This window comes from Erysipelatoclostridium sp. An173, from assembly GCF_963931465.1.
Classification (GTDB): domain Bacteria; phylum Bacillota_I; class Bacilli_A; order Erysipelotrichales; family Coprobacillaceae; genus Thomasclavelia; species Thomasclavelia merdavium.
This window is the reverse complement of sequence record NZ_OZ007017.1, coordinates 159,077-172,564: the sequence shown is the minus strand read 5'-3', so window position 1 is coordinate 172,564 and position 13,488 is coordinate 159,077. Positions and strand designations below refer to the sequence as shown.

Annotated in this window: 11 protein-coding genes and 3 rRNA genes; all 14 read right to left on the bottom strand. The window is 39.4% G+C overall.

From position 1 onward, the window contains the following. Window position 1: 1 nt before the first annotated feature. The 14 genes from rplV to ABGT36_RS00730 all read right to left on the bottom strand — a co-directional run bounded on the left by rplV (window position 2) and on the right by ABGT36_RS00730 (window position 13,079). Window positions 2-334: a 50S ribosomal protein L22 gene (rplV, locus tag ABGT36_RS00795; RefSeq protein ID WP_087298722.1), complete on the bottom strand. Its 333-nt coding sequence runs from the start codon at window positions 332-334 to the stop codon at window positions 2-4. 19 nt (window positions 335-353) lie between these two features. After that, window positions 354-632 (bottom strand): 30S ribosomal protein S19, encoded by a 279-nt coding sequence (gene rpsS, locus ABGT36_RS00790; protein WP_087298721.1) that lies wholly within the window; start codon window positions 630-632, stop codon window positions 354-356. Between the two features lie 18 nt (window positions 633-650). Further along, window positions 651-1,484 carry a 50S ribosomal protein L2 gene (gene rplB / locus ABGT36_RS00785; RefSeq protein WP_087298720.1) on the bottom strand — a complete coding sequence of 278 codons (834 nt, stop codon included), beginning with the start codon at window positions 1,482-1,484 and terminating at the stop codon, window positions 651-653. A 53-nt stretch (window positions 1,485-1,537) separates the two neighbouring features. Then, window positions 1,538-1,828, bottom strand: a complete 291-nt coding sequence (rplW, locus tag ABGT36_RS00780; protein ID WP_087298719.1) for a 50S ribosomal protein L23 — start codon at window positions 1,826-1,828, stop codon at window positions 1,538-1,540. Continuing rightward, entirely contained in the window at window positions 1,828-2,451 is a 624-nt protein-coding gene (gene rplD, locus ABGT36_RS00775; RefSeq protein ID WP_087298718.1) for a 50S ribosomal protein L4, read from the bottom strand. Before rplD ends, rplW begins: the two co-directional genes overlap by 1 nt. Window positions 2,452-2,471: 20 nt before the next feature. Continuing rightward, window positions 2,472-3,191, bottom strand: coding sequence for a 50S ribosomal protein L3 (gene rplC / locus ABGT36_RS00770; protein WP_087298717.1), 720 nt, complete (start codon window positions 3,189-3,191; stop codon window positions 2,472-2,474). Window positions 3,192-3,211: 20 nt separating this feature from the next. Continuing rightward, entirely contained in the window at window positions 3,212-3,520 is a 309-nt protein-coding gene (gene rpsJ, locus ABGT36_RS00765) for a 30S ribosomal protein S10 (protein ID WP_087298716.1), read from the bottom strand. Window positions 3,521-4,717: 1,197 nt separating this feature from the next. Next, window positions 4,718-4,930 carry a hypothetical protein gene (locus ABGT36_RS00760; RefSeq protein ID WP_300627718.1) on the bottom strand — a complete coding sequence of 71 codons (213 nt, stop codon included), beginning with the start codon at window positions 4,928-4,930 and terminating at the stop codon, window positions 4,718-4,720. Further along, the gene (locus ABGT36_RS00755) at window positions 4,931-5,263 is read right to left on the bottom strand and encodes a hypothetical protein (protein ID WP_346676409.1); all 333 of its coding nucleotides are present in this window, start codon (window positions 5,261-5,263) and stop codon (window positions 4,931-4,933) included. Continuing rightward, the gene (locus tag ABGT36_RS00750) at window positions 5,250-6,050 is read right to left on the bottom strand and encodes an AAA family ATPase (protein WP_346676408.1); all 801 of its coding nucleotides are present in this window, start codon (window positions 6,048-6,050) and stop codon (window positions 5,250-5,252) included. The genes ABGT36_RS00755 and ABGT36_RS00750 overlap by 14 nt, the downstream gene beginning before the upstream one ends. Continuing rightward, entirely contained in the window at window positions 6,047-7,297 is a 1,251-nt protein-coding gene (locus ABGT36_RS00745) for a DDE-type integrase/transposase/recombinase (protein WP_346676407.1), read from the bottom strand. Before ABGT36_RS00745 ends, ABGT36_RS00750 begins: the two co-directional genes overlap by 4 nt. A 939-nt stretch (window positions 7,298-8,236) precedes the next feature. Further along, window positions 8,237-8,345: ribosomal RNA gene (rrf, locus tag ABGT36_RS00740) — 5S ribosomal RNA — on the bottom strand. 86 nt (window positions 8,346-8,431) lie between these two features. Beyond that, window positions 8,432-11,340: ribosomal RNA gene (locus ABGT36_RS00735) — 23S ribosomal RNA — on the bottom strand. A 214-nt stretch (window positions 11,341-11,554) separates the two neighbouring features. Beyond that, a 16S ribosomal RNA gene (locus ABGT36_RS00730) occupies window positions 11,555-13,079 on the bottom strand. Together the 16S, 23S and 5S rRNA genes form the textbook arrangement of a ribosomal RNA operon. Window positions 13,080-13,488 lie beyond the last annotated feature (409 nt).

Sequence of the window (13,488 nt, the reverse complement as noted above, 5' to 3'; positions counted from 1 at the left end):
CCTATCTTTCTTCTACCACACAAGTGATGTGGCTAGTTCTTTTTAAAATTCTTGTTCCGCTACCTTTAGCTCTAGCAGCGAATCTTTTTAATGTAGGACCTTCGTCTACATAGATTTCTTTAATATATAATTTTTCTGCTTCAGCGCCTTCGTTATAAACAGCGTTTTGAGCAGCAGATTTAATTACTTTAATGATTGCAGGAGTTGCACTTTTATTTACATATTCTAACATACCAAGTGCTTCTTTAACTTGCTTACCTCTTACTAAGTCAACAACTAAACGAGCTTTTTGAGGTGAAACACGAATCATTTTAGCTTGTGCTCTTGCTTCCATGTTTTAAAATCTCCTCTCTTTATTTTCCAGCTTTCTTATCATCAGATCCATGACCATGATAAGTTCTTGTTGGAGCGAATTCTCCTAATTTATGTCCGACCATATCTTCAGTTACATAAACTGGGATATGTTCTCTTCCGTTATACACAGCAAATGTGTGCTCAATAAATTGAGGGAAGATTGTTGAACGTCTAGACCAAGTTTTAATAACTTCTTTTTTTCCTGATGCATTTAATGCTTCAACTTTTTTCATTAAATGGTCATCTACGAATGGTCCCTTTTTTAAACTACGTGCCATTATTTCTTCCTCCTCTTATTATTTAGAATTTCTACGACGAACAATTAATTTGTTAGACGCTTTTTTAGTTTTTCTAGTTTTAACACCCATAGCTTTTTTACCCCAAGGTGTCATTGGTGCTTTACGTCCGATTGAAGTTCTACCTTCACCACCACCATGAGGGTGATCATTAGGGTTCATTACAGAACCACGTACTGTAGGACGAACACCTTTCCATCTCATACGACCAGCTTTTCCGTAATTTACTAAGCCATGATCTTCGTTTCCAACAACACCAACTGTTGCTCTACATACACCTAATAATTTACGAACTTCACCAGAAGCAAGTCTTACAGTTACATATTTGTCTTCTTTACCTAAAATTTGAGCAGACACACCAGCAGAACGTGCGATTTGTCCACCTTTACCTGGTTGCATTTCAATGTTATGGATTACTGTACCTTCAGGCATGTTAGCCATTGGTAAAGCATTTCCTACTTTGATATCGGCATGTTCACCAGATACGATTTTATTTCCAACTTCTAACCCTTTTGGAGCTAAGATATATCTTTTTTCACCATCTGCATAATTAATTAATGCGATGTTTGCTGATCTATTTGGATCATATTCGATAGTTGCTACTGTACCAACGATATCATCTTTATTACGTTTAAAGTCAATGATACGATATTTACGTTTATGACCTCCACCGTGATGACGAGTTGTAATAACACCTTGATTATTACGTCCACCGTTTTTACCAACTTTTGCAACTAAAGATTTTTCAGGTTTTTTTGCTGTAATTTCTTCAAATGTTAATGAAGTCATATTACGACGACCATTAGTCACCGGTTTATATGCTTTAATTGGCATCTTTAGTTTCCTCCTAATTTATCTGGAATCATATATTCCAATATTTTCATTTATTATTCTTCACCGAAATAATTAATTGATTCACCTTCAGCTAACTTAACGATAGCTTTTCTTCTACGGTTTGTTTTACCTTCATAACGACCCATTCTTTTTTTCTTAGGTTTTACATTCATAACATTAACACTTTCAACTTTTACACCAAACATAGCTTCAACAGCTTGTTTAATTTCAATTTTGTTAGCATTAACATCAACATCGAATGTATATTTATTTTCTTCTGCGCTTAGAGTCATTGATTTTTCAGTAAGTACTGGTTTTTTTAATACATCTGTAATGTGTGCCATTATCCTAGTACCTCCTCAACAGATTTGATAGCAGCTTCAGTCATGATTAACTTATTGCTGTTTAAAACGTCATATACATTTACGCGTCTTGCATCTAATAATTTAACACCTGGGATGTTGTTTGCACTTCTTGCAACTGTTTCATCAATTTCATCCATAACGATTAATGTTTTTGCAGGTGCTTCTAAATTTGATAATACTTTCACCATTTCTTTTGTTTTTGGTGCATCAAATTTGATTGTATCTAATGCCATGAATTCATTATCAATGATTTTTGTTGATAAAGCAGATCTAAGTGCTAAACGACCAACTTTACGATTGATTTTGAATTTATAGCTTCTAGGTGTTGGACCAAATACAACTCCTCCGCCACGCCATTGTGGTGCTCTGATTGATCCTTGTCTAGCTCTACCTGTACCTTTTTGACGCCATGGTTTCTTTCCACCACCGCTTACTTCAGTACGGTTTTTTACTTTATGAGTACCTTGTCTTAAAGACGCTCTTTGTAATAAGACCATATCGAAGATTGCTTGATTATTTGGTTCGATTCCAAATACTGCTTCATTTAATTCTAGGTCTTTTACTTCAGCACCTTCTTGGTTATATACTTTAACTTTAAGCATATTAAATCCTCCTTCCTAAATTATTCAGCTGCTTCAACTGGAGTTTCAGTTGTAACATCTGCTTCTGCAACTTCTGGTGTATAATCAACTAATTCATATACATCATTAACTTTACCGTTACCTTTGATTGCAGATTTAACGATTACTAATCCTTTTTTAGGTCCAGGAACAGAACCTTTGATTAATAATAAATTATTTGTTGTATCAACAGCTACAATTTCTAAGTTTTGTACTGTTCTAGTTACATGTCCCATTTGCCCTGGTAATTTTTTACCTGGAGCAATTCTATTTGGAGCGATTGGACCCATTGAACCAACAATTCTGTGCGCTCCAGAACCATGTCCTTTAGGACCAATATGTTGTCCATGTCTTTTGATTACACCTTGATATCCTTTACCTTTTGAAGTACCAGTTACGTCTACTACTTCTCCAGCAGCGAAGGTATCAACACTAATTTTATCTCCAACTTCATAACTCATCATTTCGTCAAAACGAAATTCTTTAATGAAGCGCTTAGGAGCTGTATTAGCTTTCTTAACAATACCTAATTCAGCTTTATTAGCTAATTTTTCTCTCTTGTCTTCAAAACCAACTTGAACTGCATCATATCCATCAGTAGCAACTGTTTTCTTTTGTAATACTACGTTTGGAGTAGCTTCAACTACAGTTACAGGAATTAATACACCATCAGTTGTAAAGACTTGAGTCATTCCGATCTTACGACCTAAGATTCCTTTCATGAGTTACACCTTTACCTTTCTTATAATTTGATTTCAATGTCTACACCACTTGGTAATTCTAATCTTGTTAGAATATCAACTGTTTCTTGTGTAGGATTCACAATGTCGATTAAACGTTTGTGAGTTCTAATTTCGAATTGTTCACGAGAATCTTTATACTTATGAACTGCTCTTAAGATTGTATAAACTTCTCTTTCTGTTGGTAGTGGTACTGGACCAACTACTTGAGCTCCAGATTTCTTAGCAGCACCAATAATTTTTTCTGCTGAGTTATCTAGAATTTTGTGATCAAATGATTTTAATCTGATTCTAATTTTGTTATTTGCCATGATTTTTTCTCCTTTCAATTTATAGGATGTGAGTTACTCGATGCAAATTCCCTGAAACATGCCGTTTCATGACAACGCCTTTCGGTGTTTCAGCAACCTTGCACTTCTTTGCAACGTCAACGGTTGTATTTTAGCAAAAAAAAGCCTTTATTGCAAGGCTTTTTTTAATTTATTTATAAAAATATTTCGACAAAATTTACAAGCAATTAATATATGTAAATACAACCATTTTTTCATAAAAAAGTGGCAATTTATCATTACATAAATACATCGTATTTAATGATAAAAACAATATATCCCCAGGATTCCTTTATCCTAGCTAAAAAGAATCTTTAAGCTGATAAAACACTAGCAAAAGACATAGATGAATATAGTGTAAAAAGTATTATAAAATCTGACGTGATTACATTGTATATAATCTTTAAAATTTTATCAGAAATCTCTGTTGTTCATTTTGTTATAAAGTAATTGTCTGACTATTTGTTGTCTAATTATTAATTAAAGCTGTTATACAAGCAAATTACTAGACCGTCCTTTTAATAGAGGACCTATTATAGAATGTAAGACCAAAAATCTATTTGTAAGAACTGGAATCATAAAATCTAGCTTCATATAAGAATACTAACCCACCATTATTGCAACACTAAACAAACTCAAACTATATAGCTCCATATTCTCAGACAACTATAAAAAATTTGCGCATCAGTTTTTTATATCATCATTCTATTTAACAAAACAGTTCTTTTAATAAATAAATTTAAAAAGCAATACTATAGTTGATCTTATAAGATCTAGAAATCAAAAAAAGACTTTAGACTAGTTCTTTCATATTTTAAAAAAAGAAAAAGAAGCTGTTGAATTTATATGCACCGATATGAGTTATACATTTAAATCTATTTTACAGCCATATTTTCCGCACTCAACGCTTCTTATCGATCATTTTCACGTAATAAAATATATCAATGATCAATTAAATAATATACCAACAAAAAACATACGTAAATAGTTTAATTGTTGATTAGCGAATTATATTAGCTGATTATTTTCAAATTAAATTAGTTATTTTTGAAGAAGATTTTTATAAATTAATTATGATAGTCAAATTATTTTAACTATTATATTTAAATTATTTTATTATAAATATTATTAAAACAGCCTGATTAATATTTTTAATAATATCAATCAGACTGTTTTTTACTATACCTCTACATCAATATCCAGTATTGATGTAGGATCTTTATCATCACCAGATATCTTTTTTATACTTCTGGCTATTTCATCAAGATTTATTTGGATATCTTTTAATATTGCATATAGATAATCTTCAAAGCATTTATCGCTGCTGCCTTCTTTAGGAACATAATTTTCTTTTATATATTCGGCCAGTTTAATAAAATCTTCTGCGTTCATTTAACTTTTCTCTCCTTTTAAAAGTTTATTGATCATTTTCAGTCCATTGGCTATAGTTAGTCCATCAATTATACTGTTAGTATGTTCTGCTAGTTTTTCACTGTTCCAGAAGATATCATCAGGATGGCTCAGTTCACTGGATATTCCTATTTCTGGAATATCCAGCCATCTTGTTTGGTTGAATTCAATCAGATACACATGATAAAGGCTCCCTTTTCCACTTACTGTAAACCCGGTTATCTGCTTTGTATGTTCGATATCTTTTATCCTGCAGTCCCACCTCATATTTTTATAGCTGCACTCATATATCAGTTCTTTTTTATCCAATTTCATCTGCTGCCTCCATTATCGTATCATTATCAATTATCATCCTGTTTGCTGCTGCACCAACTATCAGACAGTGGGTCATCAGATTGTTCAGTTTTCTTGATGAACCCTGACATGCATTTGACAGTGCTGTTAAAGCTTCTGGCATGACCAGCGGTTCATTTCTTCCTGCTTTTTTTAATTTTATACTGATATAAGTTTCAATATCTTTTTCATTCATCCCGGTTGTTTCATACTGGATCACGATCCTCTGCTTGAGTGCTTCATGAACTGCTCTGTTTATCGTATGATTTAATACTGGTGTCCCTGTGAGGATCAGAATTACATAGCTGCTTGAATCAAAATTAAAATTTAAAAGCATTATCAGATCATTCAGGATATCGGTTTTCAAAAATTGTGCTTCATCTAATATTATGACCGGCACTATTCTTTTTTCATCGACCATCTTTTTTATATGGGCCTGGATATTTCTGAAATTATCTATTTTTTTATGATATATTTCCAGTCCCAGCTGATTGCTCAGTTCACGATAGAATTCAATCGTGCTCAGAGTCGACATTGGCATATATATTACTTTATACAGACCAGGATTCAGTGTTTCACTGAATTTTTTCATGATAAACGATTTACCGGTCCCGCTTCGTCCAGTAAATAATCCTATTCCTCTGACATCCTTCAGATAATTGAGTCTTCCCATTGCTTCCCGGTAATCACTGGTTTCTACTGGTATATCGGGTTGTCCCTTTTCAAATGGATTGAATTCCAGTCCATAATAGATCTTAAAATCTTTCATTGGTCATCCTCCTTTGAAAACAGTGGTCGCTTTCTTTTTATTTTTGAATTGTCTACTTTCTTTACTTCAGATATCTTGATATAACTGTCATCATCAAATATATAAACTTCACTGAGATCAGGTTTATATTTGATGGTTATCCTGCTGCCTATGTATTCCTGCTTTGTTTCGAAAACTTTTGTATTGAGTCTGATCGTTGCATCATTGGCAACTTTTCTGGTTGCAGTATGATAGAATATTTTTTCAAGCCTTTCCGCTTCGACCCTCCTGATCGATGATTCATCATCCATAAACACATTTACTGGAGTATTTCCATTCAATGAAGCATGTGGTGAATTATTTTTCTTGCTGACATAGAGGGCGAAAGCTGAATCTATATCTTCTATATTTTTAAACTGATCAAAGTCTGTATTGTACATCCATTGTTCCTTGACTGATTTGAAGCTGCGCTCGATCTTGCCCTTACTATTGCCGTGATATACCTGAGCATGAATGATCTGAATCTGCAGCTGAGCACAAATGATCGGTAGCTGTTCATTTTTATAAGGTTTTCCATTATCGGCATATAGTCTCTTGGGAACTCCATATTTAGCTATTGCCCGTTTCAGTACTGTCTGGACATTGACAGCATTATCTTCAAGAAAAAATCCATATCCAACAATCATTCTGGAATGATCATCGATGATCATAATAAGATATGTTCTTAATTTATGACCTCTGCTGTCTTTGATATATGAACAGTAGGTCGTATCCAGCTGCCACATATCGTTGGTATGTTCCATTTCAAATGCTCTCATATCTTCGACCGGTATGTGATTGAATTCCGGTTTTGATGCAATAAATCTTGTTATGGTCGATAATGAAATATCCTTCTTCAATATATTCCCATCTTCAATGAGCTTCAAATAAATTGAAGTGGCCGTCATCCTTGGATTTGTTTGTTTCATTTCTATAATTTTGTTTTTCAAAGTTTTATTTAGTTTCCTTGAACGGCCTTTGTCATTACGTGTTTTTGGCATCAGTCCACTAAATCCTTCTTTTTGATATGTATCGTACCAGTATCGTATCGTTTGAAACGAATACTCTTTTGATGTACCATCAGGATATTTCAATGGAGCAGACGCAATCCTCTTAAAATACTGCAACGCTGAACGGTCCGGATATGTTCTGTTAAGAACCGGTATGATCAGTTCATATCTAAAAAGTGCAATCTTAGTATCCAGATCATCTTTTTTACTGTTATTCATTAATAATACACCTCCTGACTTAACCGTATAACAGTTAGAAGAAATATTCAAAGTAACAGTTATGGGAAAATAAGTTTATGGATAAATTGTCATATTATTAACTGAAATACGTTGCATAAACATGGCATGATATTCATAAAAGTAATTCAATATAAAATCAAAGTCATAAAAATCTGCCACTGTAAAAACACTCAAAAATGAATTGAGCCTTTCCTGATGAAATCGAATATAAAACCTGATAATTTTATTTACTGTTTCTCTGGAAAAACCAGTTATCTTTGAAATAACAGTACATGAATCTGTGATGTTGCGATATGACTTGATTATTCTGATTATCGATGGATTTGATAATATCCGATAAGGTATGATGATACTTGGAAGAAGAGCATGTGTACAACCACAGCTGTCGCATTTGATCCTGATTATAGAAATTAAGAGGGTATGATTGGCATCAATAGTCAAATAACGCTGATAGCAGGCATGACGATGAAAATGACCGGTAGAACCGCAGGTACATTTAACTTTATTTAGATCTAATGATTTTATATCTTTGTCATAAAAATCCTGGGAATAATTATTGAAAGAATGTGTTTTAAATGTTATCATGATCATGTACAAGACATACATATGTTTTTGGGAAAAAGGAAGGTAGGACGGCAATCCGATGACCCTTTCTTTTTTTGTATGTCGATCTCCTTAAATATAATAATAAAACAGTTAAGATAATTTGCATATTATTTTCTCAAATTATTTTAACTGTTTTATTATATTTATTAATTTTATTTGACTAATTCCTTTATTTTTTTGTTCAAATAATCTGCTAATCAACAGTTTAATGATAAAGCATCTTTAAAATATGATAATTTGAAGAGTAAAATAAAAAGAGGATGATGTAATCAGATAACAATATCCTCATAGAATTTAATAATAAAAAAGAAGAACCGGCAGCTAGCTATTGTTGCACGTAAGTACTATCGTCGCCGTTATGATGCTTAACTTCTGTGTTCGGAATGGGTACAGGTGTGTCCATCATGCTATCGCCACCAGATCTTCTTTTTTTCAAGTGTCTTTTTCAAGATCACTCAAAACTAGATAATAGCAAAGCTCTTCGTCTCTTTCAAGTTTCTACCGCTTCTGGTCAAGTCTTCGACCTATTAGTATCAGTCCGCTGAACATGTCACCATGCTTGCACTCCTGACCTATCTACCTTATCGTCTTTAAGGGGTCTTATATACTTTCGTATTGGGAAGTCTCATCTTGAAGTGGGTTTCACACTTAGATGCCTTCAGCGTTTATCCCTTCCATATTTAGCTACCCAGCTGTGCCACTGGCGTGACAACTGGTCCACCATTGATATGTCCATCCCGGTCCTCTCGTACTAAGGACAGCTCTTCTCAAACTTCCTGCGCCCACGACAGATAGGGACCGAACTGTCTCACGACGTTCTGAACCCAGCTCGCGTACCGCTTTAATGGGCGAACAGCCCAACCCTTGGAACCGACTTCAGCTCCAGGATGCGATGAGCCGACATCGAGGTGCCAAACCTCCCCGTCGATGTGAACTCTTGGGGGAGATCAGCCTGTTATCCCCAGGGTAGCTTTTATCCGTTGAGCGACGGCCTTTCCATTCAGCACCGCCGGATCACTAAGCCCGACTTTCGTCCCTGCTCGACTTGTGGGTCTCGCAGTCAAACACCCTTTTGCCTTTGCACTCTGCGCTTGGTTTCCATCCAAGCTGAGGGTATCTTTGGGCGCCTCCGTTACTCTTTGGGAGGCGACCGCCCCAGTCAAACTGCCCACCTGACACTGTCCCGTCACCAGTTCCATGGCATCCGGTTAGAACTCCAATACACAAAGGGTAGTATCCCAACAGCGACTCCTCACACACTGGCGTGCATGTCTCTCAGTCTCCTACCTATCCTGTACATCCTGCATCAAAGTCCAATATCAGGCTGCAGTAAAGCTCCATGGGGTCTTTCCGTCTAGTCGCGGGTAACCTGCATCTTCACAGGTACTAAGACTTCACCGAGTCTACAGCTGAGACAGCGCCCAAATCGTTACGCCTTTCGTGCGGGTCAGAACTTACCTGACAAGGAATTTCGCTACCTTAGGACCGTTATAGTTACGGCCGCCGTTTACTGGGGCTTCAATTCTGTGCTTCGCTTGCGCTGACACTTCCTCTTAACCTTCCAGCACCGGGCAGGCGTCACCCCATATACGTCGTCTTTCGACTTAGCATAGAGCTGTGTTTTTGGTAAACAGTCGCTTGGGCCGTTTCACTGCGGCTCATATCTCTATGAGCACTCCTTCTCCCTAAGTTACGGAGTCATTTTGCAGAGTTCCTTAGCTATAGTTCTCTCGCTCACCTTAGGATTCTCTCCTCACCCATGTGTGTCCATTTTCGGTACGGGTTACTGTATGATTGGCACTAGAAGCTTTTCTTGGAAGCTGGCTTCAATGACTTCTGTACTTGCCGCAGCTTTCCATACGCATCACGCCTTCGCCTTTATGACAGCCGGATTTGCCTGGCTGTCAGCTACCTCGCTTGCACCTGCTTTTCCAGCAGCAGGATCACCTAGCCTTCTCCGTCACTCCTTCATTCATACCGTAAGTACAGGAATATCCACCTGTTGTCCATCGGCTACGCCTCTCGGCCTCGCCTTAGGTCCCGACTTACCCAGAGCGGACGAACCTTCCTCTGGAAACCTTGGGTTTTCGGTGCGTGGGATTCTCACCCACGTTCCGCTACTCACACCGGCATTCTCTCTTCTATACGCTCCAGCGCTCCTTCCGGTACGCCTTCGCCGCATATAGAACGCTCCCCTACCACTTGCTTGCGCAAATCCATAGCTTCGGTAATATACTTAGCCCCGGTAAATTATCGGCGCAGAGTCATTCGACTAGTGAGCTGTTACGCACTCTTTAAAGGATGGCTGCTTCTGAGCCAACCTCCTAGTTGTCTCGACATCTCCACATCCTTTTCCACTTAGTATATATTTTGGGACCTTAGCTGATGGTCTGGGCTGTTTCCCTCTTGACACTGGACCTTATCACCCACTGTCTGACTGCCGAGGATGTTTATGTGTCATTCGGAGTTTGATTATATTCAGTACCCCGGGATGGGGCCATCACATATTCAGTGCTCTACCTTCACATCACTTGCCTCGACGCTAGCCCTAAAGCTATTTCGGGGAGAACCAGCTATCTCCGGGTTCGATTGGAATTTCACCCCTAGCCACAGCTCATCCGCCAACGTTTCAACGGGGGTCGGTTCGGTCCTCCATCGGGTTTTACCCCAACTTCAACCTGGCCATGGCTAGATCACCCGGTTTCGGGTCTACGACATGCAACTTTCGCCCTCTTAAGACTCGCTTTCGCTTCGGCTCCGCATATCCTGCTTAACCTCGCTCCATATCGTAACTCGCCGGTTCATTCTACAAAAGGCACGCTATCACCCTTTAACGGGCTCTAACTTCTTGTAGGCATATGGTTTCAGGTTCTCTTTCACTCCCCTCCCGGGGTTCTTTTCACCTTTCCCTCACGGTACTGGTTCACTATCGGTCACAGAGTAGTATTTAGCCTTGCCAGATGGTCCTGGCTGTTTCCGACAGGATTCCTCGTGTCCCGCCGTACTCAGGTACTGTCTCGGACTTCCTCACTATTTCGGCTACGGGGCTGTCACCCTGTTTCGCCGGACTTCCCATTCCGTTCGCCTATAATGTCTTCTTGCCCTTTTTTGACAGCCCTACTACCCCGGCTCTTGCCGGTTTGGGCTCTTCCCCTTTCGCTCGCCGCTACTTAGGGAATCATTTCTTTATTTTCTCTTCCTTCAGGTACTTAGATGTTTCAGTTCCCTGAGTCTCGCCTCTCTGGAGCTATCTCTTCACTCCAGGATACCCGGTCTCTATCCCGGGTGGGTTCCCCCATTCGGATATCGACGGCTCTTTGCATGCTTACTGCTCCCCGTCGCATTTCGCTGTTTGCTGCGTCCTTCTTCGCCTCTCTGTGCCTAGGCATCCGCCATACGCCCTTTCTTACTTTACCTTCTTCGGTGTCGCTTGATCACTTTCTATCTTCAACTTCTTCTCGTTGTTTCTTAGTTTTCTTCGACTTTCTTAGAAAGACCTTGATATCTCTTTATCTCGATCTTCTCTCTTTCGCTTTTCTATTATCCAGTTTTCAATGATCTCTTCCTGAGTTTCCCTCAATAAGGTCCACTCAAAACTAAACAGAATCTCCACACTTGCTTTCTCCTTAGAAAGGAGGTGATCCATCCCCACGTTCCCGTAGGGATACCTTGTTACGACTTCACCCCAATCATCAATCCCACCTTAGACAGCTCCTCCCTTTCGGTTAGGCCACCGGCTTCGGGTGTTATCAACTCTCGTGGTGTGACGGGCGGTGTGTACAAGGCCCGAGAACGTATTCACCGCGACATTCTGATTTGCGATTACTAGCGATTCCATCTTCATGCACTCGAGTTGCAGAGTGCAATCCGAACTGAGAACGGGTTTCTGGGTTTCGCTCCGCCTCGCGGCTTCGCTTCCCTCTGATCCGTCCATTGTAGCACGTGTGTAGCCCAGGTCATAAGGGGCATGATGATTTGACGTCATCCCCGCCTTCCTCCGGCTTGTCACCGGCAGTCTCGCTAGAGTCCCCAACTTAATGATGGCAACTAGCAACAGGGGTTGCGCTCGTTGCGGGACTTAACCCAACATCTCACGACACGAGCTGACGACAACCATGCACCACCTGTCTCGGATATATCTATCTCTCCATCTCTGGAGCCTTTATCCGGATGTCAAGACCTGGTAAGGTTCTTCGCGTTGCTTCGAATTAAACCACATGCTCCACCGCTTGTGCGGGCCCCCGTCAATTCCTTTGAGTTTCATTCTTGCGAACGTACTACTCAGGCGGAGTACTTACTGCGTTAACTGCAGCACTGGGATCTGACTCCCAACACTTAGTACTCATCGTTTACGGCGTGGACTACTAGGGTATCTAATCCTATTTGCTCCCCACGCTTTCGGGACTGAGCGTCAGTTGCAGTCCAGATCGTCGCCTTCGCCACTGGTGTTCCTCCATATATCTACGCATTTCACCGCTACACATGGAATTCCACGATCCTCTCCTGCACTCTAGCTGCCCGGTTTCTCTGGCACACTGAAGTTAAGCTTCAGCCTTTCACCACAGACCCTTGCTGCCGCCTGCTCCCTCTTTACGCCCAATAATTCCGGATAACGCTCGCCACCTACGTATTACCGCGGCTGCTGGCACGTAGTTAGCCGTGGCTTCCTCATAAAGTACCGTCACTCACATATCATTCCCTATATGTGCCGTTCTTCCTTTATAACAGAAGTTTACAGAACGAATTCCTTCTTCCTTCACGCGGCGTTGCTCGGTCAGGGTTCCCCCCATTGCCGAAAATTCCCTACTGCTGCCTCCCGTAGGAGTCTGGGCCGTGTCTCAGTCCCAGTGTGGCCGGTCACCCTCTCAGGTCGGCTACGCATCGTCGCCTTGGTGGGCCGTTACCCCTCCAACAAGCTAATGCGCCGTAAGCCCATCCTCTACCAGTCCCGTAGCACTTTTAATACAGTTATCATGCGATCTCTGTACCTATGCGGTCTTAGCTGACGTTTCCATCAGTTATCCCCCTGTAAAGGCCAGGTTGCTTACGTATTACTCACCCGTTCGCCACTCGAGCCCGAAGGCTCGCGTTCGACTTGCATGTATTAGGCACGCCGCCAGCGTTCATCCTGAGCCAGGATCAAACTCTCCATTGTCTTATCCTTTTCAAAGCCTATCGGCTTCTGCTCTCTTTTTATCTATTAATTGACGTGTGTTCTTTTCGATTCTGTTCAGTTTTCAATGTCCTCTCCGGCTCTTTTGCCGACTAGTTTATCCTACACTCTTTTCTCTCGTTTGTCAATTCTTTTTTTTTACTTTTTTCGCTCGGCCCTTCCTTTGAACCTCGCTCCTTCTCTCGAGTGCCCTATTAATCTACCACATCCTCTTTACTTTGTAAATACCTTTTTTTACTTTTTTTATCCCTTCCCGCTTTTTCTCCCTTTTTATCACTCTTTTTCCCTGTCATTTTTTTATTAATAAAACGATAATAATTAAAAATTGATGAATTTATAAATGTCAATATAATTTTGTACAAAAATGATCATTTATGATGTACAATTGTGT